20 protein-coding genes and 1 pseudogene are annotated in these 25,729 nt (G+C 66.0%); 6 read left to right on the forward strand and 15 right to left on the reverse strand.

What is annotated here, in order from left to right; translation table 11 throughout:
- The first annotated feature begins 77 nt into the window (after window positions 1-77).
- Window positions 78-2,150, forward strand: a complete 2,073-nt coding sequence (gene uvrB, locus ACFJI2_RS18365; RefSeq protein ID WP_377701315.1) for an excinuclease ABC subunit UvrB — start codon at window positions 78-80, stop codon at window positions 2,148-2,150.
- A gap of 133 nt (window positions 2,151-2,283) precedes the next feature.
- Here uvrB and ACFJI2_RS18370 read toward each other — a convergent pair whose 3' ends face one another.
- Both ACFJI2_RS18370 and ACFJI2_RS18375 read right to left on the reverse strand, forming a co-directional pair.
- Window positions 2,284-3,963 carry a rhamnogalacturonan lyase B N-terminal domain-containing protein gene (locus ACFJI2_RS18370; protein ID WP_377701316.1) on the reverse strand — a complete coding sequence of 560 codons (1,680 nt, stop codon included), beginning with the start codon at window positions 3,961-3,963 and terminating at the stop codon, window positions 2,284-2,286.
- A gap of 133 nt (window positions 3,964-4,096) precedes the next feature.
- Window positions 4,097-4,948 carry a LysR family transcriptional regulator gene (locus tag ACFJI2_RS18375; RefSeq protein WP_377701317.1) on the reverse strand — a complete coding sequence of 284 codons (852 nt, stop codon included), beginning with the start codon at window positions 4,946-4,948 and terminating at the stop codon, window positions 4,097-4,099.
- Window positions 4,949-4,966: 18 nt separating this feature from the next.
- Here ACFJI2_RS18375 and ACFJI2_RS18380 point away from each other — a divergent pair.
- A pseudogene (locus ACFJI2_RS18380) lies at window positions 4,967-5,656 on the forward strand (SDR family oxidoreductase).
- Between the two features lie 21 nt (window positions 5,657-5,677).
- Here ACFJI2_RS18380 and ACFJI2_RS18385 read toward each other — a convergent pair.
- Window positions 5,678-6,274, reverse strand: coding sequence for a MarC family protein (locus tag ACFJI2_RS18385; RefSeq protein WP_377701318.1), 597 nt, complete (start codon window positions 6,272-6,274; stop codon window positions 5,678-5,680).
- A 98-nt stretch (window positions 6,275-6,372) separates the two neighbouring features.
- On the opposite strand from ACFJI2_RS18385, the gene ACFJI2_RS18390 reads away from it, so the two are divergent.
- The 4 genes from ACFJI2_RS18390 to ACFJI2_RS18405 all read left to right on the forward strand — a co-directional run bounded on the left by ACFJI2_RS18390 (window position 6,373) and on the right by ACFJI2_RS18405 (window position 12,532).
- Window positions 6,373-6,774, forward strand: coding sequence for a hypothetical protein (locus ACFJI2_RS18390; RefSeq protein WP_377701319.1), 402 nt, complete (start codon window positions 6,373-6,375; stop codon window positions 6,772-6,774).
- A 67-nt stretch (window positions 6,775-6,841) separates the two neighbouring features.
- Window positions 6,842-8,158 carry a TolC family protein gene (locus ACFJI2_RS18395; RefSeq protein ID WP_377701320.1) on the forward strand — a complete coding sequence of 439 codons (1,317 nt, stop codon included), beginning with the start codon at window positions 6,842-6,844 and terminating at the stop codon, window positions 8,156-8,158.
- Between the two features lie 6 nt (window positions 8,159-8,164).
- Entirely contained in the window at window positions 8,165-9,394 is a 1,230-nt protein-coding gene (locus ACFJI2_RS18400) for an efflux RND transporter periplasmic adaptor subunit (RefSeq protein ID WP_377701321.1), read from the forward strand.
- 18 nt (window positions 9,395-9,412) lie between these two features.
- Window positions 9,413-12,532 carry an efflux RND transporter permease subunit gene (locus ACFJI2_RS18405; protein ID WP_377701323.1) on the forward strand — a complete coding sequence of 1,040 codons (3,120 nt, stop codon included), beginning with the start codon at window positions 9,413-9,415 and terminating at the stop codon, window positions 12,530-12,532.
- A 114-nt stretch (window positions 12,533-12,646) separates the two neighbouring features.
- Here the strand turns inward: ACFJI2_RS18405 and ACFJI2_RS18410 are convergent, their stop codons facing one another.
- The 12 genes from ACFJI2_RS18410 to ispG form a co-directional block, all read right to left on the reverse strand.
- Window positions 12,647-13,192, reverse strand: coding sequence for a phosphoribosyltransferase family protein (locus ACFJI2_RS18410; protein WP_107871137.1), 546 nt, complete (start codon window positions 13,190-13,192; stop codon window positions 12,647-12,649).
- A 14-nt stretch (window positions 13,193-13,206) separates the two neighbouring features.
- Window positions 13,207-14,520, reverse strand: a complete 1,314-nt coding sequence (locus ACFJI2_RS18415) for an adenylosuccinate synthase (protein ID WP_377701324.1) — start codon at window positions 14,518-14,520, stop codon at window positions 13,207-13,209.
- 4 nt (window positions 14,521-14,524) lie between these two features.
- Window positions 14,525-15,685, reverse strand: coding sequence for an ATP phosphoribosyltransferase regulatory subunit (locus tag ACFJI2_RS18420; RefSeq protein ID WP_377701325.1), 1,161 nt, complete (start codon window positions 15,683-15,685; stop codon window positions 14,525-14,527).
- A 219-nt stretch (window positions 15,686-15,904) separates the two neighbouring features.
- Complete coding sequence (hflC, locus tag ACFJI2_RS18425) at window positions 15,905-16,807, reverse strand: protease modulator HflC (protein ID WP_377701326.1); 903 nt, start codon at window positions 16,805-16,807, stop codon at window positions 15,905-15,907.
- A complete protein-coding gene (hflK, locus tag ACFJI2_RS18430; protein ID WP_377701327.1) occupies window positions 16,807-18,099 on the reverse strand; it encodes an FtsH protease activity modulator HflK in 1,293 nt (430 codons plus the stop codon). Before hflK ends, hflC begins: the two co-directional genes overlap by 1 nt.
- 1 nt (window position 18,100) lies before the next feature.
- Window positions 18,101-19,282, reverse strand: coding sequence for a GTPase HflX (hflX, locus tag ACFJI2_RS18435; RefSeq protein WP_107871145.1), 1,182 nt, complete (start codon window positions 19,280-19,282; stop codon window positions 18,101-18,103).
- A gap of 43 nt (window positions 19,283-19,325) precedes the next feature.
- Window positions 19,326-19,562, reverse strand: coding sequence for an RNA chaperone Hfq (gene hfq / locus ACFJI2_RS18440; protein WP_008450615.1), 237 nt, complete (start codon window positions 19,560-19,562; stop codon window positions 19,326-19,328).
- Between the two features lie 183 nt (window positions 19,563-19,745).
- On the reverse strand, window positions 19,746-21,089 hold the full coding sequence (der, locus tag ACFJI2_RS18445) for a ribosome biogenesis GTPase Der (RefSeq protein WP_377701328.1): 1,344 nt from the start codon (window positions 21,087-21,089) through the stop codon (window positions 19,746-19,748).
- A 4-nt stretch (window positions 21,090-21,093) separates the two neighbouring features.
- Window positions 21,094-22,251 carry an outer membrane protein assembly factor BamB gene (gene bamB / locus ACFJI2_RS18450; protein ID WP_377701329.1) on the reverse strand — a complete coding sequence of 386 codons (1,158 nt, stop codon included), beginning with the start codon at window positions 22,249-22,251 and terminating at the stop codon, window positions 21,094-21,096.
- Between the two features lie 135 nt (window positions 22,252-22,386).
- On the reverse strand, window positions 22,387-23,043 hold the full coding sequence (locus ACFJI2_RS18455) for a tetratricopeptide repeat protein (protein ID WP_107871151.1): 657 nt from the start codon (window positions 23,041-23,043) through the stop codon (window positions 22,387-22,389).
- 35 nt (window positions 23,044-23,078) lie between these two features.
- Window positions 23,079-24,437 (reverse strand): histidine--tRNA ligase, encoded by a 1,359-nt coding sequence (gene hisS, locus ACFJI2_RS18460; RefSeq protein WP_377701330.1) that lies wholly within the window; start codon window positions 24,435-24,437, stop codon window positions 23,079-23,081.
- Complete coding sequence (ispG, locus tag ACFJI2_RS18465; protein WP_107871155.1) at window positions 24,430-25,689, reverse strand: flavodoxin-dependent (E)-4-hydroxy-3-methylbut-2-enyl-diphosphate synthase; 1,260 nt, start codon at window positions 25,687-25,689, stop codon at window positions 24,430-24,432. Before ispG ends, hisS begins: the two co-directional genes overlap by 8 nt.
- Window positions 25,690-25,729: the final 40 nt, after the last annotated feature.

The following is a 25,729-nucleotide window of genomic DNA, read 5'->3' on the forward strand; positions in this document are numbered from 1 at the left end:
GCGGATACGTGTCAGCGCCCGAACAAAATCCGGTTTTAAGCGCCAACAATCGCATATTCTATCAAAGGTCTGACCTCATGGCTGATACGCAACCTAATAATTCTGCAGCACCCACCGTCGTCACCTTCCCGGATTCGCCCTTCAAGCTGCACCAGCCCTTCCCTCCGGCAGGCGACCAGCCGACCGCGATCGACAGTTTGTGCGAGGGCATCGGCGACGGTTTGTTCTTCCAGACGCTGCTCGGCGTGACCGGTTCCGGCAAGACCTACACCATGGCCAACGTGATCGCCCGCATGGGCCGTCCCGCCATCGTGTTCGCGCCCAACAAAACGCTGGCCGCGCAGCTCTACAGCGAGTTCCGCGAATTTTTCCCCGAGAACGCGGTCGAGTATTTCGTGTCCTACTACGATTACTACCAGCCGGAAGCCTATGTGCCGCAGCGCGACCTGTTCATTGAAAAGGACTCGTCCATCAATGAGCACATCGAGCAGATGCGCCTGTCGTGCACCAAGTCGCTGATGGAGCGGCGCGACGTGGTCATCGTGGCCACCGTGTCGGCCATTTACGGTATCGGTAATCCGAACGAATACCACCAGATGATCTTGACGCTGCGCCAGAAGGACCGCGTGGCCCAGCGCGACATCATCGCGCGCCTGATCCAGATGCAGTACACCCGCAACGAAGTGGACTTCGGGCGCGGCACCTTCCGCGTGCGCGGCGACACCATCGACATCTTCCCGGCCGAACACGCCGAGCTGGCGGTGCGCCTGGAAATGTGGGACGACGAGCTGGAATCGATCCAGCTGTTCGACCCGCTGACCGGCCGCGTGCGGCAGAAGATCCCGCGCTTCACCGTCTATCCGGGTTCGCACTACGTGACGCCGCGCTCCACCGTGCTGCGCGCCATCGAGACCATCAAGGAAGAGCTGCGCGACCGCCTGGAATTCTTCCGCAAGGAGAACAAGCTCATTGAAGAGCAGCGCCTGGAACAGCGCACCCGCTTCGACCTGGAGATGATGGCCGAAATCGGCTTCACCAAGGGCATCGAGAACTACTCGCGCCACCTGAGCGGCGCCCTGCCCGGCCAGCCGCCGCCAACGCTGGTGGACTATTTGCCGCCGGACGCGCTGATGTTCCTGGACGAATCGCACGTGCTGATCGGCCAGCTCTCGGCGATGTACAACGGCGACCGCTCGCGCAAGACCAACCTGGTGGACTACGGCTTCCGCCTGCCGTCGGCGCTGGACAACCGGCCGCTGAAGTTCGAGGAATTCGAATCGAAGATGCGGCAGACCGTGTTCGTCTCGGCCACGCCGGCCGACTACGAAAACAAGCGCGCCGACCAGGTGGTGGAACAGGTGGTGCGCCCGACCGGCCTGGTGGACCCGATGGTCATCGTGCGCCCGGCCCGCACGCAGGTGGATGACCTGATGTCCGAGATCCAGGACCGCATCGCCAAGAACGAGCGCGTGCTGGTGACCACGCTGACCAAGCGCATGGCCGAGCAGCTCACCGAGTACTTGGGCGACCACGGCATCAAGGTGCGCTACCTGCACAGCGACATCGAGACGGTGGAGCGCGTGGAAATCCTGCGCGACCTGCGCATCGGCACCTTCGACGTGCTGGTCGGGATCAACCTGCTGCGCGAGGGCCTGGACTTGCCGGAGGTGTCGCTGGTGGCCATCCTGGACGCGGACAAGGAAGGCTTCCTGCGTTCCGAGCGCTCGCTGATCCAGACCATAGGCCGGGCGGCGCGTAACCTGAACGGCGTGGCGCTGCTGTATGCGGACCGCATGACCGACTCGATGGAGCGCGCCATCGGCGAGACCGAGCGCCGCCGCAACAAGCAGATCGCCTTCAACGCGGCCAACGGCATCGTGCCGCGCGGCGTGCACAAGGTGATCAAGGACATGATCGACGGCGTCTACAGCCCGCAGGACGCGCGCGAACAGCTGGAAGTGGCGCAGGAAGCGGCCAAGTACGAGTCCATGAGCGAGAAGCAGGTCAGCAAGGAGATCAAGCGCCTGGAGAAGGCCATGCTGGACCACGCGAAGAACCTCGAGTTCGAAAAAGCCGCGCAGGTGCGCGACCAGCTGCATGTGCTCAAGCAGCAGCTGTTCGGCGCGCCGGGCGCGGACAACGTCGCGTAAGGCCGGCGGGTTACGGCGTGCCGCCTAACCCGCCCTACGAGCCCCTCCAGGTATCGTGGAAATCGTCGGGAGGGGCCGTGGGGATCGTTGGCCCGTAGGGCGGGTTAGCACGGAGTGCGTAACCCGCCAAGCATCACGGCGTCTTGATCAAATCCACCGCATCATATGCATACCCCGGGCTGAGATAGGTGGTGCCCGAACTGCCGCTGGCTGGCGCCAGCGTCAGGATGTTCTGCCCCACCACCAGGTTCGCCACCGGTATCGTGTAGGTGAACAGCGCGTTGTTGCCCCGGTAGGTCCCCACCGTCAGGCTGCGGCTGTCCGGCTGCGACGAGGACGCCGGCACCGACGACACCCATCCGTTCACCGTAATCTGCGGCCGCGCGCCCGCATACGCCGCCGTAATGCCCACTCGCAGCTGGTAGGTGGAGCTAGCCACCACCTGCGCCGCCGTCAGGTTGAAGCGCACGTTCACCGCACCATTCACGCCCTTCCACTGATAGGCCGGGAAGCCGGTCGCCGCCGACGAAGTGCCGACGATGTAGTCGGCCGGCGTCCAGAAAGCCATGCGCGTATCCGACGGATGCATGGCGTTGATCTTGTCCCCGTTCAGGAACTCCTTGGGCGAACCATCCCATTTCCCGATGCGCCACAGCGCCGTCTTGGCCGCCGGGTCGCCGGTGACGGCGAAGCTGCCCACGCTGGTGGTGCCGCCCGCGCTCACCGTCACGCTGCGCGTATCGACCGCCAGCTCGTTCTTGTACACCGTCATCGTGTACGTGCCCGGCTTCATCCCCGTCTTCGTCATCTGGCCGCTGCTCGAATTGGCCGTGCCCCAGTATTGCGCGGTACTGTTGGCGAAGCCCACCGTGTAGGGATAGCTGCTGTCCAGTCCCGTCATGCCGGCAATCGACACGCCGCCGCGGCCGCTGGCGGCCACGTAGCCGGCCAGGCCCATGTTGGCGAACCAGCTCATGTCCGGTATGGCCGGCGTGCTGCCGCCCGTGAACAGCAGCGCGTACGGGCCGTGGAAGCCCATGCGGAAAGCCTCGGTCTGGTTGTGGCCGGAGTTCATGTAGTTGTACAGCTCCGTGTCGCCGCTGGTGGTGCTGCTGCTCTGGTTCTGGATGTCGCGGAAGAAGGGGCCGCCCGAGGCGCCCTCGCGGTTGTCGTAAGCCATGTAGACGCCCACGCCGGAGCCGGTGATGCCGCGCAGCGTGTACTCCAGCGTGCGCTGGTTGCCGTAGTACTTGGAGCGCGTTTCGCCGTTGGCGAAGCCGAAGACGTCCGTGCTTTCCACCGTGGTGGTGGTGCCGTTCAGATTGGACTCGGCCGGCACGCCCGTGAGGAGGGAGGACTTCATGCGCGTGATCCAGCGGAACTCGCCCACCGACGGCTCGGCCGTGATGTAGGTGCCCATGTAGATGTGGGCCGCATTGCGGCGCGCCAGGTAGTAGTGGATCAGGTTCCCGGTCGATACGGTGATCTTGATCGTGTCCGTATCGGGCTGGGTGGCGCTCACGGTAACAGCGGTGACGCCGGTGTACAAGCCGCTGAAACCGCTGGCGATGTGCGAGCCCTTGGTCTGCCCTTGCAACTCCACGCCGTTGTAGACCAGGCTGGCGATATCGCCGATGCCGGCCTTGGACGTGGCGGCGCGGTTCACCTTGAACACCAGGCCCGCGCCGGTGTCGATGGTGTAGTCGCCCGTGTTGGTGGTGAGGCCGAAGGCGGCCATGGCTTGCAGCGGAGCGGCGGACAGCGCAAGCAGCGCGCAGCCGGCCAACAGGCTTTTGAGTTTGAGTTGATGCATCGCGTCTCCATTCTTGTTTTAGGATGTGCCGCCCGCCCCTGCTCAAACTTTAGGCGGCACACCAGCTTAGAATGGAACGCCGGCACGCATCGCTCGACTTGCTGATTATTTGTAGCTAGCCGATTGTAACCATCTACCTCATCGCCAGCCCCGGCGTGGCGGCCAGCACTTCCGCGACGAAGTCGATGAAGACCGAGGCGCGGTGCGGCAGCCGCTCGGCGGAGTACACCGCGTTGAGCGGCGTCGGCGGCGCAGCGTGCGCACTTAGCACCGGCTGCAAGCGGCTCCCCGGGCCGCCCAGGTGCTCCATCACCATCCACGACGGCAGGTAGGCGATGCCCATGCCCTCCAGGGCCGCGCGGCGTATGCCTTCCAGGCTGTTCATGCGCAGCCGCCCGTGCACCGGAACCTGGCTCTCCCGGAACGGCCAGCCGCCGCCGGCCAGCAAGGTGTAGACGATGCATTCATGCCGCAGCAGGTCGTCCGGATGCTGCGGCGTGCCGTGCCGCTCCAGATAGGCCGGGCTGGCGACGCAGATACGCTGGGACATGCCGACGCGCCGCGCACGCAGCGCGCTGTCTTTGAGCACCCCGCCGCGCAGCGCCACGTCCACGCCCTCCGCCACCAGGTCCACATAGCCATCGCCGAAGCGCAGCTCCACTTCCACGTCCGGATAGCACGACATGAACTCCGGGAGGGCGCCGACGATTTTCTCGATGCCCAGCCCCGGTGCGCAGGCCACGCGCAGCAAGCCGTGCGGGTTCTGCTGGCCGCGCGCGTCCGCCTCGGCGCGCGCGATTGCATCCAGCGCCACGCGCGCCTGGGCATAGTAGCGCTGCCCTTCCGGCGTCACCGTCAGCTGACGCGTGGAACGGCGCAGCAGCTGCACGCCGAGGTCCTGCTCCAGCGAGGCGATGTGCCGGCTGACGTTGGGCTGTCCGATGCCCAGCTCGCGCGCGACGGCGGAAAAGCTGCCGGTTTCCACGGCCCGATCGGGCTGGCCATGGCCAAGCGTTTTGTCAGCGAAGGCGCACAGGTCTACATTACCGGCCGCCGCCAGGCGGAGCTGGACGCAGCGGCAGCGGCGATCGGTGGCGGCGCCATTGCGGCGCGCGTCGATTCGGCGGCCATGGCGTAGCTGCAGGCGCTGTTCGACCGCATCCAGGCCGAACACGGCAAGCTGGACGTGCTGGTGGCGAATGCCGGTGGCGGCTCGCTGCTGCCGCTGGGGCAGATCACCGAAGAACAATTCGACGACACCTTTGCGCGCAATGTGAAAGGCACGCTGTTCACGGTGCAGACCGCGTTGCCGCTGATGGGCAGCGGCTCGTCCGTGATCCTGACCGGCTCCACCGCCGCCAGCGGCGGCACCGAGGCCTTCAGCGTGTACGCCGCGTCCAAGGCCGCCGTGCGCTCGTTCGCGCGCAACTGGATCGTGGACCTGAAGGAGCGCGGCATCCGCGTCAACACGCTGAGCCCCGGCCCGATCAAGACGCCGGGCCTGGTGGAACTGGTCGGCACGGACCCGGCGCAGCAGCAGGGCTTCCTCGATCACCTGGCGTCGACCATCCCGATGGGCCGCGTGGGCGATCCGGACGAGGTGGCCAAGGCTGCCGTGTTCCTGGCCAGCGATGACGCCAGCTTCGTCAACGGCGTGGAACTGTTCGTCGACGGCGGCATGCGCCAGATCTGACGCCGCTGGCGCCGCGCGGGCCTACAGGGTCTTGACGAATTCGCGGATGCCGCCCAACAGCATCTCGATCGACATCGCGGCCAGGATCAGGCCCATGAGGCGCTCGAAGGCCGTCATCACCTGCGGGCCGAGCACCTTCTGCAGGCGCTCGGCGCCGAGGAACACGGCCAGCCACACCACCACCACGGCGGCCAGCGCGGCCACGTGGATCAGCACCTCGCCGGTGCTCTCGCGCGAGAACAGCAGCACCGTGGCCAGCGCCGAAGGGCCGGCCAGCGCGGGAATCGCGAGCGGCACGATGAAGGGTTCGCCGCCTTCGTTGCGGCCCAACACGCCGTCCGGGTGCGGGAAGATCATGCGGATGGCGATCAGCAGCAGGATCACGCTGCCGGCGATGCGCAGCGAGGCTTCGGACAGCTGCAGCGCCTGCAGGAAGTGGCGGCCGAAGAACATGAAGATCAGCAGCACGGCGAAAGCGATCATGCATTCGCGGACCACGATGCGCGGCCGGCGCGCGGGCGGCACGGGATTGAGCGCGGTGGCGAACAGCGGCACGTTGCCGAAGGGGTCGGTCACCAGCAGGAGCAGGATGAAGGTCTGGAAAAAATTCTGGGTCATTCAGGGCTTTCGGGTTGGCAGGCCGAGGGGCGGCGGCGCGCCAGCGGGAGTTTACTACACGGGCGGGACAGGGCGGCGAATGCTGCTAGAATTGCACGATGCGTAAATTGTTCCTGATCCTGCTGCTCGCCATTCTGCCGCTCCAGTATGCCTGGTCTGCGGCTGCGGCCTATTGCGGGCATGAACAGGAACAAAGCCGGCACTTTGGCCATCACGCTCACCAGCACAATGCGCAGGCCGGCTCGCACGACGGCGATGGCAATGATAACAACGATGGCGGCGATGGCGGCGATGGCGGCGGCAAGGGCAAGCTGCCCGGCAAAGTCAAGGTGCATGCCGATTGCGCCGTATGCCATCACGCGGTGCAGGCCTCGCTGTTGTCGGGCATGGCGCCGCCGCCCGATGCCGCCAGCGGCGGCTATCCGCCCCCCTCCGATTCCCACTTCTCTTCCCATATCGCCGACGGGCCGAAAAAGCCCGACTGGCGCCCCGCTGCCTAGCGCGGCGGGGACTCTTTCCAACTACTGAAGTCCCGTCGAATTTCTTTTCCCGATACTGGAGAATTCGATGGTCAAATTCCTTTGGCCGCTCGCCATGGCGACGCTTGTCGCGCCCATGCATGCGGCCGCACAAACACCCGGACCGCAGGCGGTCCTTACCTTGCGCGCTGCATTGGCGCTGGCCGCGCAAGCCAACCCCGTGCTGGCAGCGGCGCGCTACGAGGCCGAGTCGCAGGACGGGCTGGTGCTGCAGGCGTCGGCGCGGCCGAATCCCACGCTGTCGTTCGAGCGCGTGGGACGCAGCGGCGCCGGCAGCGAAGCCGATGGCGAGAAGACCTGGCAGCTTAGCCAGCCGCTGGAACTTGGCGGCAAGCGTGCGGCGCGTGTGGCGGCCGCGGAGCGCGGACGCGATGTGGCCGGCGCGGCGCTGGAGGCGCAGCGGCTGGAACTGCACGCGGGCGTGGTGACGGCCTTCTATGACGTGCTGGTGGCGCAGGAGCGCTTGCGCCTGGCGCAGGACGGCAGCGAACTGGCGCAGCGCGCCACACAGGCGGCCAGCAAGCGCGTCGTGGCGGGCAAAGTGTCGCCGGTGGACGAGACCAAGGCGCGGCTGGCGGAAGCCAACGTGCGGCTTGAGCAAGCCAGCGCAGCGGCAGCGCTGGCCTCAGCGCGCCAGCGGCTCGCCGCATACTGGCAGCAGCCCGCCGCCGGCATGGAACGCCCGCAGTACGCAGCGACCTTGGCCGGCGCGACGGGCGCGGCGGGGGCGGCCGATTTCGGGCGCGCTGAGGGCGACATAGGCGTGCTGCCGGAGCCGCCATCGGCGGCGGCGATGGCGAGCTGGCGCGCGCAGTCGCCTGCATTGATGCCGGCCCGGCTGGAGGCGGCGCGCCGCAAGGCGGTGTCGCAGCTGGAACTGGCCAACCGCGCACCGGACCTGACGGTGAGCCTGGGCAGCAAGCGCATGGCCGATCCGTCGCGCAGCCAGACCGTGGTCGGCCTGTCGCTGCCGCTCCCGCTGTTCGACCGCAACCAGGGCAATGTGCTGGCCGCGCAAAGGCAGGCCGACAAGGCGGACGCCGAACTGGCCGCCGCGGCGGTCCGGCTGGAATCCGAGCTGGCGCTGGCAATACAGGATTTGCGCGCCGCGCGGCAGGCGATCGATACGCTGCGCGGCGACATCCTGCCCGCTGCACAGCAGGCCAGCGAGGCCGTGCGCAAGGGCTTCGAATTCGGCAAACACAACTTCATCGACGTGCTCGACGCGCAGCGCACGCTGCTGCAGGCGCGCGCGCAATACCTGTCCGCGCTGTCGGACGGCCACCGCGCCGCAGCCGCCATCGAACGCATCCTCGGCCACACGGCGCCGAACAACGAACACTGAACCGCCATGAAACTGACCAAAAAACAAACCATCGCCATCGCAGCCATCGTGCTGTGCGGCGCCGCGCTCGCGGCATTCATCGTGCGTCCCGGCGCGCAACCAGTCCCCACGCAGGAAGCAGCGCACGGGGACGAGGCAAGCGGCAAGCCGGCAGACGGCGAGCACGCGGAACATGCGGAGCACGCCGGCGAAGTACAGGCGGCCGCCTTCAGCGACGCCCAAATCAAGACCGCCGGCATCGTGCTGGCCGTGGCCGGGCCGGCGCCGATCGCGCCTGCCATCGCCCTGTCCGGCGAGATCCGCTACGACGGCGACCGCACCGCGCACGTCGTCCCACGCCTGGCCGGCATGGTCGAAAGCGTGAACGCCGAACTGGGCCAGCAAGTCAGAAAGGGCCAGGTGCTGGCCGTGCTCTCCAGCCGCGAGCTGTCCGAGCTGCGCAGCGAACTGCTGTCGGCGCGCCAGCGCCAGTCGCTGGCGCAAACGCTGCTGGCGCGCGAGCGCAGGCTGTGGGAAGACCGCATCTCGGCCGAACAGGACTACCTGCAAGCGCAACAGCAAGCCCACGAAGCCGGTATCGCCGTGCGCAACGCGCAGCAGAAGCTGGAAGCGCTGGGCGCCGGCGCGCTGGCCGGCTCCGGCCCGCTCAACCGCTACGAAGTGCGCGCACCGTTCGACGGCACCGTGCTGGAAAAGCACATTGCCGCCGGTGAAGCGGTCAAGGAAGACGCCAACATCTTCACCCTGTCCGACCTGTCCAGCGTGTGGGCCGAATTTGCCGTCACGGCGCCCCACCTTGAAACCGTGCGCGTCGGCCAGCCGGCGACGGTGCAGTCGGTATCCTCCGGCGCCAGCGCCATGGGCACCGTGGCCTACGTGGGCGCCCTACTGGGCGAACAGACGCGCGCCGCCACCGCCCGCATCCGCCTGAAGAACCCCGGCGCCGCCTGGCGTCCCGGCCTGTTCGTCAACGTCAGCGTATTCCCGCCTTCCGTCAAAGGCGCCACCGCCGCCGTGGCGGTGCAGGCCAGCGCCATGCAGACGCTGGAAGGCAAGCCCACCGTCTTCGTGCGCACCTCCACGGGATTCGAAGCGCGCACCGTGACGCCAGGCCGCAGCGACGGCAAGCTGGTGGAAGTGCTGTCCGGCCTGGCGCCGGGCGCGCAGTACGCGGCGGACGGCAGTTTCGCCATCAAGGCCGAACTGGGCAAGTCCGGCAACGAACACGCCCACTGACGCGAAAGGCACACCATCATGTTTGAACGACTGATACGCGCCGCCATCGCGCAGCGCTGGCTGGTGATGCTGCTGGTGCTGGGCATGGCCGCCCTGGGCGTCTACAACTACCAGCGCCTGCCCGTGGACGCGGTGCCGGACATCACCAACGTGCAGGTCCAGATCAACACCGCCGCTCCCGGCTACTCGCCGCTCGAAACCGAGCAGCGCATTTCGCTGCCGCTGGAGACGGCCATGGCCGGCCTGCCGCAGCTGGACCAGACCCGTTCCCTGTCGCGCTACGGCCTGTCGCAGATCACCGTCACCTTCAAGGACGGCACCGACATCTACTTCGCGCGCCAGCTGGTCAGCGAACGGCTGCAGGAAGCGCGCGGACGGCTGCCGAAAGACGTCTTCCCCGCCCTCGGCCCCATCTCCACCGGCCTGGGAGAAATCTACCTGTGGACGGTGGAAACCAGGGAAGGCGCGAAGAAACCGGACGGCACGCCCTACACGCCCACCGACCTGCGCGACATCCAGGACTGGATCATCAAGCCGCAGCTGCGCACCGTGCCGGGCGTGACCGAGATCAACTCCATCGGCGGCTACGCCCGCGAATACCAGGTGGCGCCGCATCCCGACAAGCTGGCTTCCTACGGCCTGAGCGTGCGCGACGTGGTGGCGGCGCTGGAGCGCAACAACGGCAACAGCGGCGCAGGCTACATTGAGCGCAACGGCGAGCAGCTGCTGGTGCGCGCGCCCGGCCAGCTGGCCACCATGGAGGACATCGCCAACGTGGTGCTCACCAGCGCGGACGGCATCCCGGTGCGCGTGCGCGATATCGGCGAGGTGCTGGAAGGCCGCGAACTGCGCACCGGCGCCGCCACCGAGAACGGCCGCGAAGTGGTGCTCGGCACCGTGTTCATGCTGATCGGCCAGAACAGCCGCACCGTGTCGCGCGCGGTGGACGCCCGCATGGAGCAGATCAACCGCAGCCTGCCCGAAGGCGTGCACGCCGTCACCGTGTATGACCGCACCACGCTGGTGGACAAGGCCATCGCCACCGTGCGCACCAACCTGCTGGAAGGCGCGGTGCTGGTGGTGGCCGTGCTGTTCGCCTTCCTCGGCAACCTGCGCGCCGCGCTGATCACCGCCATGGTGATACCGCTGTCCATGCTGTTCACCTTCACCGGCATGGTGTCGTACAAGGTGAGCGCCAACCTGCTCAGCCTGGGCGCGCTGGACTTCGGCATCATCGTCGACGGCGCGGTGGTCATCGTGGAGAACTGCGTGCGGCGCCTGGCGCATGCGCAGGCCGCGCTGGGGCGTCCGCTCACGCGCGGCGAGCGCATGGACGAAGTGTTCGCCGCCGCGCGCGAGTCGCGCCGGCCGCTGCTGTACGGCCAGCTCATCATCATGGCCGTGTACCTGCCCATCTTCGCCTTCAGCGGCGTGGAGGGACGCATGTTCCATCCGATGGCGCTCACCGTGGTGATCGCGCTGTTCGGCGCCATGGTGCTGTCGATGACCTTCGTGCCGGCCGCCGTCGCGCTGTTCATCGGCGAGCGCGTGAGCGAGAAGGACAACGCGGTGATGCGCACGGCGGCGCGCTGGTACGCGCCGGTGCTGGACCGCGCGCTGGCCAACAAGCCGGTGGTGCTGGCCTTTGCGGCGGTGGCGGTGCTGCTGTCGGCGCTGCTGGCCACGCGCATGGGCAGCGAATTCGTGCCCAGCCTGGACGAAGGCGACATCGCGCTGCAGACGCTGCGCATACCCGGCACCAGCCTGACGCAGTCGGTGACGATGCAGCAGCAGCTGGAACGCAAGCTGATGAAGGAGTTCCCCGAAATCGAGCGCGTGTTCGCGCGCATCGGCACGGCGGAGGTGGCGTCCGATCCGATGCCGCCGAACAGCGCGGACGGCTTCATCATGTTCAAGCCGCGCGCGCAGTGGCCCAAGCCGCGCAAGACGCGCGAGCAGCTGGAGGCGGCCATCCGCGCCAGCGTGGAACAGCTGCCGGGTAACAGCTACGAGTTCTCGCAGCCCATCCAGCTGCGCTTCAACGAGCTGATTTCAGGCGTGCGCAGCGACGTGGCGGTGAAGGTGTTCGGCGACGACATGGCGGTGCTGAACCAGACCGCCGCGCAGATCTCGGCCGTGCTGGAGAAGGTGCCGGGCGCCAGCGAGGTGAAGGTGGAGCAGACCAGCGGCCTGCCGGTGCTGACGGTGGCCGTGGACCGCGCCAAACTGGCGCGCTACGGCCTCAATTCGGCCGACGTGCAGGACACAGTAGCGGCGGCCGTGGGCGGCCAGCAGGCCGGCGACGTGTTCCAGGGCGACCGCCGCTTCGACATCGTGGTGCGGCTGCCGGAGCAGATGCGCAGCGACCTCGATGCGATCCGGCGCCTGCCGATCGCCCTGCCGGGCAAGGATTTCATTCCGCTGGGCGAGGTGGCGGCGCTGGATATTGCGCCGGGGCCGAACCAGGTCAGCCGCGAGCAGGGCAAGCGGCGCGTGGTGGTCAGCGCCAACGTGCGCGGGCGCGACATCGGCTCCTTCGTGGCGGACGCGGAGCTGGCCATAGCCCGGCAGGTGAAGCTGCCGGCCGCGTACTGGATCACCTGGGGCGGGCAGTTCGAGCAGCTGCAGTCGGCAGTCGAACGCCTGAAGCTGATGGTGCCGGCGGCGCTGCTGCTGGTCCTGGGACTGCTGTTCGCCATGTTCGGCAGCCTGAAGGATGGGCTGCTGGTGTTCAGCGGTATCCCGTTTGCGCTCACCGGCGGCATTGCGGCGCTGGCGCTGCGCGGGCTGCCGCTGTCGATTTCGGCGGCTGTGGGCTTAATTGCGCTGTCGGGGGTGGCGGTGCTGAATGGGCTGGTGCTGATTTCCTTTATCCGCGGCCTGCGCGAGGAAGGCAGGACGGTGGACGAGGCGGTGCGCGAGGGTGCGCTGGCGCGGCTGCGGCCGGTGCTGATGACGGCGCTGGTGGCCGCGCTGGGCTTCGTGCCGATGGCGCTGGCCACCGGCACCGGCGCCGAGGTGCAGCGGCCGCTGGCTACGGTGGTGATTGGCGGCATTCTGTCGTCCACCGCGCTGACCATGCTGGTGCTGCCGATGCTGTATCGGCTCGCGCACGGCGGCTTACGCGCTGCGCGCTAAGCCGCCCTACGAAAGGGCTCACCGTAGGGCGGGTTAGCGCAGGGCGTGTAACCCGCCGATACGCGGCGCAAAATAAAAGCGGCCCGCAGGCCGCTTCTTACCGGGAACGCCGAATTACTTCGACGCTTCGCCCTTCTTGATCCACGCCGCCAGCTGGTGGGGGCGGATGCCGTCGTAGTCCTCGAACGGCTGGTGGATCCATGGGTTGTGCGGCAGTTCTTCCATCTGGTAGTCCGGACGGAACGCCGAGCTGCCCTTGGTCCAGATCACGGCCGACTTCACCTCGGTCACGCCGGCGAAGTTTTCCTTCAGGTGTTCCATCACCTTGATCAGGGTCACGCCCGAATCGGCCAGGTCGTCCACCAGCAGGATGCGGCCCGACAGCGGACCCTTGGTCATCGTCATGTATTTGGCGATGTCCAGGTCGCCCTGCACGGTGCCCTTGTCGGCGCGGTAGGAGCTGGTCGACAGGATCGCCAGCGGCACGTCGAAAATACGCGAGAACACGTCGCCGGGACGCACGCCGCCGCGCGCCAGGCACAGGACCATGTCGAACTTCCAGCCCGATTCGTGCACCTTGAGCGCCAGGCGCTCGATCAGGCGGTGGTATTCATCCCAGGACACCCACAGGTGCTTGTCATCGGATTGAGGGGTGCTCATTAGTTCTATCCTTCTTACTCGTACGGATGGCGCAGTACGATGGTCTCTTCGCGGTCCGGGCCGGTCGATACCATATCCACTGGCACGCCAACCAGTTCTTCGATGCGCTTGATATAAGCGCGCGCGTTTGCAGGCAGCGCAGCCAGCGATTTGGCGCCGACAGTGCTTTCGCTCCAGCCAGCCATCTCTTCGTAGATGGGCTGGCAGCGGCCTGCGTCCTCTGCGCCGACCGGGAAGATGTCCACGGTGCGGCCGTCCAGCGTGTAGCCGGTGCAGATTTTGATGGTTTCCAGGCCGTCCATGACGTCCAGCTTGGTGATGCACATGCCGGATACGCCGTTGATCTGGACCGAGCGGCGCAGCAGCGCGGCGTCGAACCAGCCGCAGCGGCGGGCGCGGCCCGTCACGGTGCCGAACTCGTGGCCGACCGACGACAGGTGGTGGCCCACGCCAGCATCGGTAGGCAGTTCCGAAGGGAACGGGCCGGAGCCGACGCGGGTGGTGTAGGCCTTGGTGATGCCCAGGATGTAGTGCAGCATGCCAGGACCGACGCCAGCGCCGGCAGCGGCGTTGCCGGCCACGCAGTTCGACGAGGTGACGAACGGATAGGTGCCGTGGTCCACGTCCAGCAGCGAGCCTTGCGCGCCTTCGAACAGCAGGTTGCCGCCGGCCTTGTGCGCAGCGTACAGGGCGCTCGACACGTCGGCGACCATCGGGCGCAGGCGCGGCACGTAGGCCAGCGCGTCGTCCAGGGTCTTCTGGTAGTCGATCTTCGGTGCTTTCAGGTAGTTTTCCAGCACGAAGTTGTGGTAGTCCAGGTTCTCTTTGAGCTTCTCTGCGAAACGCTCTTCGTTCAGCAGGTCGGCGATGCGGATCGCGCGGCGGGCCACTTTGTCTTCGTAGGCCGGGCCGATGCCCTTGCCGGTGGTGCCGATCTTGGCGGCGCCACGGGCCGCTTCACGGGCCGCGTCGAGGGCGCTGTGGTACGGCAGGATGACCGGGCAAGCCTCGGAGATCTTCAGGCGCGAAGCCACTTCCACACCGACCGCTTCCAGCTTGTCGATTTCGCGCAGCACGTCCGGCACCGACACCACCACACCGTTGCCGATGTAGCAGGCCACGCCTGGACGCATGATGCCCGACGGGATCAACTGCAGCGCAGTCTTCACGCCGCCGATGACCAGCGTGTGGCCGGCATTGTGGCCGCCCTGGAAACGCACCACGCCCTGGGCGTGATCGGTCAGCCAATCAACGATTTTACCTTTGCCTTCATCGCCCCATTGGGTGCCGATGACAACCACGTTCTTTGCCATATTTTTTTTCGACATCACACTAACCTAAGTTTTTAAGAATCCAGTTGCTACCACTATCGTCGAGTACCAGCGCGCGGTCGCACTCGAACTCGTCCTGTTCATTGCTGTGACCCGGCAGGCTCTGGATCACCACTTCGCCGGCCTTGCGCAGCTCGGCAATCTTGTCTTTCAGTTCAGGCGCATTGCCCCACGGCGCGCGGATCGAATGCTTGCGCTCGGCCGTCGGCAGCAGGCGCGCCAGTTCGCGCAAATCCATCGAGAAGCCGGTGGCGGGACGCGCCCGGCCGAACGCTTCGCCGACGTGGTCGTAACGGCCGCCGCGCAGCACCGCGTTGGGCAGGCCCGGCACGTAGACGGCAAACATGGCGCCGCTTTCGTACTGGTAGCCGCGCAGGTCGGCCAGGTCGATCGCCACATCGGCACGGCCGATGGCGGAGGCGGCCAGCGCCGCCAGTTCGGCCAGCGCCTTGCCGATGCCCGGCAGGTCCGGCAGCACGTCGCGGGCGCGCTCGAGCACGTCCACGTCGCCGTACAGGTTCGGCAGCGCCAGCAGCGCGGCGCGCACGGCCGGCGCGTAGGCGGCGGTCTGCGCTTCCAGGCCCGGCACGTCCTTGGCGCGCAGCAGCAGGTACAGCGCCGCCTCGTCCCTGGCCGCGTTCGCGTCCTCGGCCAGGATGGCGCGCAGCACGCCCACGTGGGACAGGTCCAGGCGCACGTCGGTGAAACCGGCCAGCGCCAGGGAGGCCAGCGCCAGTTCCTGGATCTCGGCGTCCGCTTCCAGGCCGGCGTGGCCATAGATCTCGGCGCCGATCTGCAGCGGCTCGCGCGTGGTGTGCAGGCCCGACGGACGGGTATGCAGCACGCTGCCGGCGTAGCACAGGCGGGTGACGGTGGCGCGGTTGAGCAGGTGCGCGTCGATACGGGCCACTTGCGTGGTCATGTCGGCGCGCAGGCCCAGCATGCGGCCGGAAATCTGGTCGACCAGCTTGAAGGTGCGCAGCTCGGTATCCTGGCCGGCGCCGGTCATCAGGGACTCGACGTATTCCAGCAGGGGCGGCATGACGAGTTCGTAGCCGTACAGGCGGAAGTTATCCAGCATCAGGCGGCGCAATTCTTCAATCTTGCGCGCTTCGGACGGCAAAACGTCCGCAATATGTTCGGGCAATAGCCAATTCGGCATGGAGAAAACCGGAAACGGTGTTGTTGAGATATCGATCATGCGCTCCGCAGGGAACGCACACGGCAATCGGAGGGCCGAACCGCATATTTTACGCGAAAATGCGGACGGATGGAAATAAAAGCTGGTCAGGGCGGCTGGCGGAACGGCGATGGCGGATTACGCGGCTTCGCCGCTAACCCGCCCTGCGGGGGTGTGCAGGGCGGGGTTGCGTGGAACGGCTTACTTCTTGGCAGGGGCCGCCGGGGCGGCGGAACCTGCGCCGGCGCCCTTGAAGTACTTGAAGAACTCCGAGTTCGGGTCCAGCACCAGCACGTCGCTGCGGCTCTTGAAGGACTCACGGTAGGCGCTCAGGCTGCGGTAGAACTTGTAGAACTCCGGATTGCGGCCGAAGGCGTCGGCGTAGATCTGGCTGGCCTTGGCGTCGCCCTCGCCCTTGATGGTCTCGGCGGCCCGGTAGGCTTCGGCCAGGATCACGGTGCGCTGGCGGTCGGCGTCGGCGCGGATCTTCTCCGAGTCGGCGGTACCGGTGGAGCGCAGCTCGTTGGCCACGCGCACGCGCTCGGCCTTCATGCGTTCGTACACGGAGTTGTTGATCTGCTCCACGTAGTCCACGCGCTTCAGGCGCACGTCGATGATCTCGACGCCGATCTGCTTGGCTTCCACGATGACCTTGGTGCGGATCGCTTCCATGACCTTGCCGCGCTGGCCGGAAATCACTTCGCGCACGGTGCGCTTGGTGATCTCGTCGTTCAGCGCCGCTTTCACGATCTGCGACATGCGGTCGCGCGCGCGGCTCTCGTCGCCGCCGAAGGAGACGAAGTACAGGCGCGGCTCGACGATGCGCCATTTGACGAAGGCATCCACCAGGATGTTCATCTTCTCGGCCGTGATGAAACGGTCGGCGTCGGGCGAATCGATGGTCATGATGCGCTTTTCCAGGTACAGCACGTTCTGGAACGGCGGCGGCAGCTTGAAGTGCAGGCCGGGCTCGGATATCACCTGCTTGACTTCACCCAGCGCGAACACGATGGCGTACTTGCGCTGGTCGACCACGAACACGGTCGAGGACAGCAGCATCAATGCAATGAAGCCGCCGATCAGGGTGGTAACTATGCGATTCATTAACGGCTCTCCCGATCACGTGAGGACTCGCGCGTACGGCTGTCGCGCGGGCGGCTGACTTCCACCGACGGCAAGCCGTCCGATGGCAGCATCACGGCAGTGGGCGGCGGCGGCGCGGCGTTCGCCTTCGCGGCGGCGTCGCTGGCGGCTGCCTGCGCGATCAGTTTATCGAGCGGCAAGTACAGCAGGTTGTTGCCGGCGCGGGAGTCGATCATCACCTTGCTGGTGCTGGTGAAGATCTGCTGCATGGTGTCGAGGTACATGCGGTCGCGCGTCACGCCCGGGGCCTTGGCGTATTCGGCCTGCACCGACTTGAAGCGCGCCGCGTTACCCTCGGCGTTCTCCACCACCTGCGAGCGGTAGGCTTCGGCGTCCTGCGTCAGGCGCGAGGCGGCGCCGCGCGACTCGGGAATGACCTTGTTGGCGTAAGCCTGGCCTTCGTTCTTCAGGCGCTCGCGGTCCTGCCCTGCCTTGACGGCGTCGTCGAAGGCGGCTTGCACCTGCTCCGGCGGCTGCACGCCCTGCATGGTCACGTTGGTGATCTGCGCGCCGGAGGCGTAGCGGTCCAGGATCTGCTGCATCAGCTGCTGCGTTTCATAGGCCACCTTCTCGCGGCCTTCGTACAGCACGAAGTCCATCTTGCTCTTGCCGACGATTTCGCGGATGGACGTCTCGGCCACCTGCATCACGGTTTCTTCCGGATTGGTGTTGCTGGTGATCCAGGCCACCGGGTTCTTCAGCGTGTACTGCACGGCGAACTGGATGTCGATGATGTTTTCATCGTCGGTCAGCATCAGCGATTCGCGCGCCTGCTTGTTCTTGACGTTGTTGCGGTAGCCCACTTCCACCGTGCGCACCTGCGACACGTTGACGGTGACGTCGCTCTGGAAGGGGTACGGCCAGCGCCAGTTCAGGCCGGCCGGGGTCACGTGCGACACCTTGCCGAAGGTGAACACCACGCCGGTCTGGCCTTCCTGCACGATGAAGGCGCCGCTGGCCAGCCACACCAGCGCGGCGATCGCGCCGACCGCGCCGATGGTGAAGCCGGCGCCGCGCATGTCGCCGCCATTGCTGCCGCCACCGCCGCCGCCGTTGTTATTGCGTTTTTGCCCGAACAGGCCGTTCAGGCGCTGATTGAAATCGCGCCACAGCTGGTCCAGGTCCGGCGGACCTTCACCGGGTTTCTTGCCTTCTTGGGCCTGCTTGTTGCCGTCCTTCTTGTCCGAGCCCCAGCGGGGATCGTTCAGGTTCAGCTTCAAGCCTATTCTTTTTTTTAAGGAGGAGAAAGGCATACTAATGTGATCCAACTTGGGTGAAAGTGGAATGGTCCTCGGAGCCGGAATCCGCATCTTCGTCATGCGGACTCACATCTTCCTCGGTCGCCTCGTACAGATAAGCCTTGCCGGGTGCGGCCTTGGCCGCTTCGGTGATCGCGCCGCGCAGCAGGTCCAGTCCTGCGCCAGTGCGGGCACTGGTGAAAACGCGAGAAATTTTAGCATATTCATCACGCTCGACCGCCGGCTCCAGGCCGGCCGCATCGATCTTGTTCCACACCAGGATCTGCGGAATATGGTCGGCGCCGATTTCGCGCAGCACCAGATTGACCTGCTCGATCTGCTCCATGCGCACCGGGCTGGCGGCATCGACCACGTGCAGCAGCAAGTCGGCATGGATGGTTTCCTCCAGCGTGGCGCGGAACGCCGCCACCAACTGGTGCGGCAGTTCCCGCACGAAACCAACCGTGTCCGAAATCACCACGTTGCCCACCTCTTCGCCCATGTAGACGCGGCGCGAGGTGGTGTCCAGCGTGGCGAACAGCTGGTCGGCGACGTACACGCCGGCCTTGGTCATCGCGTTGAACAGCGTGGACTTGCCGGCATTGGTGTAGCCAACCAGGGACACGGAGAACGTCTGGCTGCGGCCGCGCGAGCGGCGCTGCGTTTCGTGCTGCTTGCGCAGCTTGGCCAGGCGCGCGCGCAAGGCCTTGACGCGCTCGCCGATCAGGCGGCGGTCGGTCTCCAGCTGCGTCTCACCCGGGCCGCGCAGACCGATACCGCCCTTCTGGCGCTCCAGGTGGGTCCAGCCGCGTATCAGGCGCGTGGCCAGATGCTGCAGCTGGGCCAGCTCGACCTGCAGCTTGCCCTCGTGGCTCTGCGCGCGCTGCGCGAAGATATCCAGGATCAGGCTGGTGCGGTCCAGCACGCGGACCTGCAGGCGCTTTTCCAGGTTGCGCTGCTGCGCGGGAGACAAGGCGTGATTGAAAATGACGATCTCAAGCTTGAGATCCTGGACGGCAAAGCCGATCTCGTCGGCCTTGCCGCTGCCGACGAAATAGGCTGCGTCCGGACTGGAGCGTTTGCCGGTTATCGTGGTCACCGGGTCTGCTCCCGCGGAACGCGCGAGCAGCATCAGTTCTTCGACACTAGCGGCAAAATCGCCCTGACCGAAGTCTACCCCGACTAAAGCTGCGCGCATGCGACCGCCAGGCAAGGTGGAGGCGAAAATCAAAGCTCAATGATTATTCCGCTTCGGATTCGATGTTCAGGTTCACGGCACGGGCCGGCACCACGGTCGAAATGGCGTGCTTGTACACCATCTGGGTCACGGTATTGCGCAGCAATACCACGTACTGGTCGAACGATTCGATATGTCCCTGCAGCTTGATGCCGTTGACCAGGTAGATCGAGACAGGAACGTGTTCCTTGCGCAGTGCGTTCAGGAATGGGTCTTGTAACAGTTGCCCTTTGTTGCTCATAACAGCTCCGTTTTATGTTGTTGTGTAAGAATTGGAGGCGACTCGCTGTATTTCAAGTGCCAAGCATCAATCTCTGCCTGGAGAATGATGCCTTCAAGCTACTGTAACCTGTTTTTGACATTCGTGCAGGGCGTACCGTGCAGAAATGTCAACGTATTCTCAGAATTATCAATCAGCGGCAAATTATTTTTCGCGTTTGTCGAACGGGTTTTTACCGGTACGCAATTCGATGCGCAGCGGCGTGCCCACCAGGTTGAACGTGTCGCGGAAATGCTTCTCCAGGTAGCGCTTGTACGGGTCGGTGACCGCGTCCAGCGAGTTGCCGTGGATAACGATCACCGGCGGGTTCATGCCGCCCTGGTGCGCATAGCGCATCTTCGGACGGATCGAGCCCTTGCGCTTCGGTTCCTGCTTCTCCACCGCTTCCTGCAGCGCGCGGGTCAGCTTGGGCGTGGACAGGTCGGCCATGGCGGCGGCGTAAGCCTGGTCCACGGACTTCATCAGCGGGCCGATGCCGGACGCCTTCAGCGCCGAGATGAAGTGCATCTTGGCGAAGCCGAGGAAATCGAGCTTGCGGTCCAGGTCGATCTTGATCTCGTCGCGGTCGTCCGACTGCAGGCCGTCCCACTTGTTGACGGCCACCACCAGCGCGCGGCCGGTCTCCAGCACGAAGCCGGCGATGTGGGCGTCCTGCTCGGAGATGTCCTGCTGGGCGTCCAGCATCAGGATCACGACGTTCGCTTCCGAGATCGACTGCAGCGTCTTGACCACCGAGAACTTCTCGATGGCTTCGAACACGCGGCCGCGGCGGCGGATGCCGGCCGTGTCGATCAGCGTGTACTGCTTGCCGTCGCGCTCGAACGGAATCTCGATCGAGTCGCGCGTGGTGCCCGGCATGTCGAAGGCGATCACGCGCTCTTCGCCGACCAGGGTGTTGATCAGCGTGGACTTGCCCACGTTGGGGCGGCCCACCAGCGCGATCTTCACGCCGCGCTCGGCCGGGGCCAGCTCCTCGGCATCTTCCGGACGCTGCTCGAAGGCCTTGTCCAGCGCTTCCTGCACCAGGTCGTGCACGCCGTCGCCGTGGGCGGCGGAGATCACATAGGGGTCGCCCATGCCCAGTTCGTAGAAGTCGGACACCACGGCGGTGTAGCGCATGCCTTCCGACTTGTTCACCACGAGCAGCACGGGGCGGCCGGTCTTGCGCAGGAAGTCCGTGATGGTCTTGTCATGCGGCGTCAGGCCCTGGCGGCCATCGACCAGGAACACCACGATATCGGCCTCCGCGACGGCCTGCTTGGTCTGCAGCGCCATCTGGTACATGATGCCTTCCTTGGCCACCGGTTCGAAACCGCCGGTGTCCACCACCAGGAAGGGGCGTTCGCCGATGCGGCCTTCGCCATAATGGCGATCGCGCGTCAGGCCTGGCAAGTCCGCCACCAGCGCGTCGCGCGAGCGGGTCAGACGATTGAATAAGGTCGATTTCCCGACGTTCGGGCGACCTACGAGTGCTATTACCGGCTTCATTGTATTACTCGACCGCGAGCGCGGTCACTGTCCCTGATTGGGTTTGGAAAATCAAATTCGAGCCAGCCATGACGGGGTTCGACTGGATCGCCGAGCCGTCGGTGCTGACCCGACCTATTATTGCGCCATCTTCGCGCGACAGGAAATGGATGTAGCCCTGGTAGTCGCCCACGGCCACGCTGCGGCCGACCGAGGCCGGCGTGGACAGGCGGCGGAAGGCCAGCTTGTCGCTCTTCCAGGCGCTCTGCCCGCCCTCGCGCGAGAAGGCCGCCACGGCGCCCTTCTCGTCCGCCGTGAACACGAAACGCTGGTCCACCGCCACGCCGACGTCGGAAGACACTTCCTTGGTCCAGCGCGCCTGGCCGGTGGCCAGGTCGAAGCAGCCCACGCGGCCCTGGTAGGTCACGGCGCAGATGTCTTTCTCGTACACCACCGGCGAACCGGCGACGTCGGCCACGCGCTCCAGCTCGGTGGCGCCTTTCGGCTCGCCCACCGACACTTCGAAGCGCGGCACGCCGGTGGCCAGGGTCAGCGCCAGCAGCTTGCCGCCGGGCTGGCCGACATAGACGTTGCTGCCGTTGATGACCATGCCGGGCGCGTTGCGCAGGGTCAGCGCGGGCGTGGTGCGCAGCACCGACCAGCGCTTGGCGCCGGTCTTGGCTTCGAAGGCCGTGATGCGGTTGTCCACCGAGCGCACCACCACCACGTCGTCCGCCGCCACCGGCGAGGACAGCACTTCGCTGGACGCTTGCGCCTTCCACAACTGCTTGCCGCTGCCGTCGAAGGCGACGATGACCCCCTTGACGCCGCCCACCACGACCACGTCGCCGTTCGGGCTGGCGCCGACGCCGGCGGTCAGGTCGGTGCCGGCCTTGACGCGCCACAGCTGCTTGCCGCTGGCCGCCTCCAGGCGGGCCACGGCGCCGTCGGCATCGGCCACGAACACGCTGCCGGCCGCAGCCGCAGGGCTGAAGTTGTACGCGCCGGATTTACCCAGCGAATACTTCCACGCGGTCTTCACCGCCATGCTGTTTTTCAGCTCCACCAGCGCGGCGGGCTTGTCCTTCGGTTCGCTGCTGAATGGATTGATCTTGTCCAGGGTGCTGCAACCCGCGGCCAGGGCCAGCAGGCTCACTCCAACTACTTTTCCGCTCATGCGCATAAATGTCCTTAAACCCGATACGTAAACCCGTAGGGCGGGTTAGCGCTTACGCGTAACCCGCCATGCATGCATTGCGGCGGCGCCGGCGGGTTACGCGCTATGCGCTAACCCGCCCCACGGCCCGCCCTCTCTCTCTTAGGCGGCTGCTTTAGGCTCGGCCGGCACGGTGCCGCCGATGGCTTCGAGTTTCAGCTGGATCAGCTGGCGGCCCGGATTCTTCTTGTCGATGGCGTTCAGCGCGGCCAGGTAGGCGGTGCGCGCTTCGGCCAGCTTGTTCTGCGCGGCCAGCACGTCGCCCTTGCGGTCGGCCACGGGGCCGGCGAACTGCTTCGGCACTTCCGCGGACAGCACTTTCAGCGCTTCGTCATAGGCTTTCTCGTCCAGCAGCACGCCGGCCAGGCGCACGCGCGCGATGGCCTTGTATTCCTCGTTGCCGTGCTCGATGGCCCAGTTCAGCTGCGCCTTGGCGGTCTTCAGGTCGTTCGCGTCGAAAGCCTGCTTGGCGGCTGCCAGCGCGGTCATGGTGGCGTAGGAGGTGCTGGCGAACTTACTCTGCATGTCGGCCGTGGCGCGCTGCACCTTGGCCGCGTCCTTGGCAGCGATGGCGGTCTGCAGCTCGTCGTACAGGGCCGAGGCCGAGGCGGCCTGGGTGCGCTGGTAGTACTGCCAGCCGTTCCAGCCGGAGTAGGCGGCCAGGCCGGCGATCAGTACCCACGACGTCAGGTTGCCGTACTTGGCCCACCAGGCTTTGAAGTTAGCTAATTGTTCTTGTTCTTCGAGATCGTATGCCATGAGATTGCTCTGGTTAAAGGTTGGTCAATTACGGATTAATGTTTGCAGTTTTCATCGTGCACGTGGAAATGGTGGTGCTCCTCACCATCGCCCGTGATGTGGTCCACGATGTAGTCCACCACCTCGTCGAAGGCCACGGTGGCTTGCTGGTGCTCGCCCTCTTCGCCGCGCATGGCTTTCACGTTGGCCGTGGCGTTGGCCACTTCGGCTTCGCCGATGATGACGGCGAAGGACGCGCCGCTGCCGTCGGCCTTCTTCATCTGGCTCTTGAAGGAGCCGGCGCCGCTCAGCGCGGCGCAGTGCAGCACCACGTCCAGGCCGGCGTCGCGCAGGCGCTCGGCCAGCACGAAGGCTTGCATCTGGGCTTCCTCGCCCTGGTGCACCATGTACACGTCGCACTGGTTAGGCTCGGCCGGCTCGCCAGCCACCTTCATCAGTTCCACCAGGCGCTCGATGCCCATGGCGAAGCCCACCGCAGGGGTAGGCTTGCCGCCGAAGGTTTCGATCAGCGGGTCGTAGCGGCCGCCGGCGCAGACCGTGCCTTGCGTGCCCAGCTCGTCCGTCACCCACTCGAACACGGTGCGGTTGTAGTAGTCCAGGCCGCGCACCAGGCGGGGGTTGATGGTGAACGGAATGTTGTTGTGGTTCAGGATCTTCTGCACGCCGTTGAAGTGCGCCAGCGACGCTTCGCCCAGGTAGTCCAGCAGCTTGGGCGCATTGTTCACCAGGTCCTGCATGGCAGGGTTCTTGGTGTCCAGGATGCGCAGCGGGTTGCTGTGCAGGCGGCGCTGGGCTTCGGCGTCCAGCTGCTCGCTGTGCGATTCCAGGTAGGCGATCAGGTCCACGCGGTGCGCCGCGCGCTCGGCCGCGTCGCCGATGGAGTTCAGTTCCAGGCGGATGTTTTCCAGGCCCAGGTCGTCCCACAGGCGGCGGCACAGCATGATCATTTCAGCGTCCACGTCCGGGCCGGTGAAGCCCACGGCTTCGCAGCCGAACTGGTGGAACTGGCGGTAGCGGCCGCGCTGCGGCTTCTCGTGGCGGAACATCTGGCCCTTGTACCACAGGCGCTTCGGGCCTTCGTACACCAGGTTGTTCTCGATCACCGAACGCACCACGCCGGCCGTGCCTTCCGGGCGCAGGGTCAGCGCGTCGCCGTTCATCGAATCGGTGAAGGAATACATTTCCTTCTCGACGATGTCGGTGACGGCGCCGATGGCGCGCGCGAACAGGCTGGTGTTCTCGACGATGGGGGTGCGGATCTGCTGGAAGCCGTAGCTCTGCACCACGGATTGCGCGGTGTTCTCGAACAGTTCCCACAGGTGCGCGTCCTGCGGCAGCAGGTCGTTCATGCCCTTGATGGCGGTGATTTTTTCAGCTTTTTTATTGTCAGACATATGCTTTGCCGTAGTTCTTTTTAACGTAATCCAGCACGATGGCCTGGAATTCCTGGACGATATTGTCGCCGCGCAAGGTGGCGAATTTCTGGCCGTCGACAAACACCGGCGCGGCCGGCGATTCGCCGGTGCCGGGCAGGCTGATGCCGATATTGGCGTGCTTGGACTCGCCGGGGCCGTTGACGATGCAGCCCATGACGGCCACGTTCATCGCTTCCACGCCCGGGTAGTCCTTCTTCCATTCCGGCATCGAGTCGCGCAGATAGGTCTGGATGTCGTCCGCCAGCTCCTGGAAGGTGGTGGACGTGGTGCGGCCGCAGCCCGGGCAGGCGATCACCATGGGGGTGAACTTGCGCAAGCCCATGGTCTGCAGGATTTCCTGGCCCACCACCACTTCCTTGGTGCGGTCGCCGCCCGGTTCCGGGGTCAGCGAAATGCGGATGGTGTCGCCGATGCCTTCCTGCAGCAGCACCGACAGCGCGGCGGTCGAGGCCACGATGCCCTTGCTGCCCATGCCCGCTTCGGTCAGGCCCAGGTGCAGCGGGTAGTCGCAGCGCTTGCCCAGCTCGCGGTACACGGCGATCAGGTCCTGCACGCCGGACACCTTGCAGGACAGGATGATCTTGTCGCGGCCCATGCCGAGTTCCTCGGCGCGCACCGCGTTTTCGATGGCAGAGGTGATCAGCGCCTCGTACATGACGGCTTGCGCCGACCACGGGTTTTCGCGCGCGGCGTTCTCGTCCATGATGCGCGCCAGCAGCGCCTGGTCCAGGCTGCCCCAGTTGACGCCGATGCGCACCGGCTTGTCGTACTTGACGGCCACTTCAATCATCTGCGCGAACTGCGTGTCGCGCTTGGCGCCCTTGCCCACGTTACCGGGGTTGATGCGGTACTTGGACAGCGCCTGCGCGCAGTCCGGGTAGTCGGTCAGCAGCGTGTGGCCGTTGTAGTGGAAGTCGCCCACCAGCGGCACGTCGATGCCCATCTTGTCCAGCTGGTCGCGGATGTAGGGCACGGCGGCGGCGGCCTCGGGGCGGTCCACCGTCAGGCGCACCAGCTCGGAGCCGGCGCGCGCCAGCTCCTTGATCTGGATCGCGGTCGCCACGGCGTCGGCCGTGTCGGTATTGGTCATCGACTGCACCACCACGGGCGCGTCGCCGCCGACCCAGATCTTGCGGTCGCCATGGGCCACCAGCACGCTGCGGCTGCCACGGCGCGCTTGCGGGCCGGAGGGGATTGCGGTGTTCGACATCGGGACGTCCATCTTGTTCGTTTAGCGTTACGCTCTGAGC

It is taken from the genome of Pseudoduganella sp. UC29_71, from assembly GCF_042693265.1.
Taxonomy (GTDB): domain Bacteria; phylum Pseudomonadota; class Gammaproteobacteria; order Burkholderiales; family Burkholderiaceae_D; genus Rugamonas.

Excerpts from the sequence above, each read along its gene's own strand:
- ACFJI2_RS18390 (WP_377701319.1), top strand. The coding sequence starts at position 6,373 with ATGCGTAAATTGTTCCTGATCCTGCTGCTCGCCATTCTGCCGCTCCAG.
- ACFJI2_RS18455 (WP_107871151.1), bottom strand. The coding sequence starts at position 23,043 with ATGGCATACGATCTCGAAGAACAAGAACAATTAGCTAACTTCAAAGCC.
- hflK (WP_377701327.1), bottom strand. The coding sequence starts at position 18,099 with ATGCCTTTCTCCTCCTTAAAAAAAAGAATAGGCTTGAAGCTGAACCTG.
- ACFJI2_RS18395 (WP_377701320.1), top strand. The coding sequence starts at position 6,842 with ATGGTCAAATTCCTTTGGCCGCTCGCCATGGCGACGCTTGTCGCGCCC.
- hflC (WP_377701326.1), bottom strand. The coding sequence starts at position 16,807 with ATGAATCGCATAGTTACCACCCTGATCGGCGGCTTCATTGCATTGATG.
- ispG (WP_107871155.1), bottom strand. The coding sequence starts at position 25,689 with ATGTCGAACACCGCAATCCCCTCCGGCCCGCAAGCGCGCCGTGGCAGC.
- ACFJI2_RS18420 (WP_377701325.1), bottom strand. The coding sequence starts at position 15,685 with ATGCCGAATTGGCTATTGCCCGAACATATTGCGGACGTTTTGCCGTCC.
- ACFJI2_RS18385 (WP_377701318.1), bottom strand. The coding sequence starts at position 6,274 with ATGACCCAGAATTTTTTCCAGACCTTCATCCTGCTCCTGCTGGTGACC.
- hflX (WP_107871145.1), bottom strand. The coding sequence starts at position 19,282 with ATGCGCGCAGCTTTAGTCGGGGTAGACTTCGGTCAGGGCGATTTTGCC.
- ACFJI2_RS18415 (WP_377701324.1), bottom strand. The coding sequence starts at position 14,520 with ATGTCGAAAAAAAATATGGCAAAGAACGTGGTTGTCATCGGCACCCAA.
- hfq (WP_008450615.1), bottom strand. The coding sequence starts at position 19,562 with ATGAGCAACAAAGGGCAACTGTTACAAGACCCATTCCTGAACGCACTG.
- ACFJI2_RS18405 (WP_377701323.1), top strand. The coding sequence starts at position 9,413 with ATGTTTGAACGACTGATACGCGCCGCCATCGCGCAGCGCTGGCTGGTG.
- ACFJI2_RS18370 (WP_377701316.1), bottom strand. The coding sequence starts at position 3,963 with ATGCATCAACTCAAACTCAAAAGCCTGTTGGCCGGCTGCGCGCTGCTT.
- ACFJI2_RS18400 (WP_377701321.1), top strand. The coding sequence starts at position 8,165 with ATGAAACTGACCAAAAAACAAACCATCGCCATCGCAGCCATCGTGCTG.
- bamB (WP_377701329.1), bottom strand. The coding sequence starts at position 22,251 with ATGCGCATGAGCGGAAAAGTAGTTGGAGTGAGCCTGCTGGCCCTGGCC.
- hisS (WP_377701330.1), bottom strand. The coding sequence starts at position 24,437 with ATGTCTGACAATAAAAAAGCTGAAAAAATCACCGCCATCAAGGGCATG.
- der (WP_377701328.1), bottom strand. The coding sequence starts at position 21,089 with ATGAAGCCGGTAATAGCACTCGTAGGTCGCCCGAACGTCGGGAAATCG.
- uvrB (WP_377701315.1), top strand. The coding sequence starts at position 78 with ATGGCTGATACGCAACCTAATAATTCTGCAGCACCCACCGTCGTCACC.
- ACFJI2_RS18410 (WP_107871137.1), bottom strand. The coding sequence starts at position 13,192 with ATGAGCACCCCTCAATCCGATGACAAGCACCTGTGGGTGTCCTGGGAT.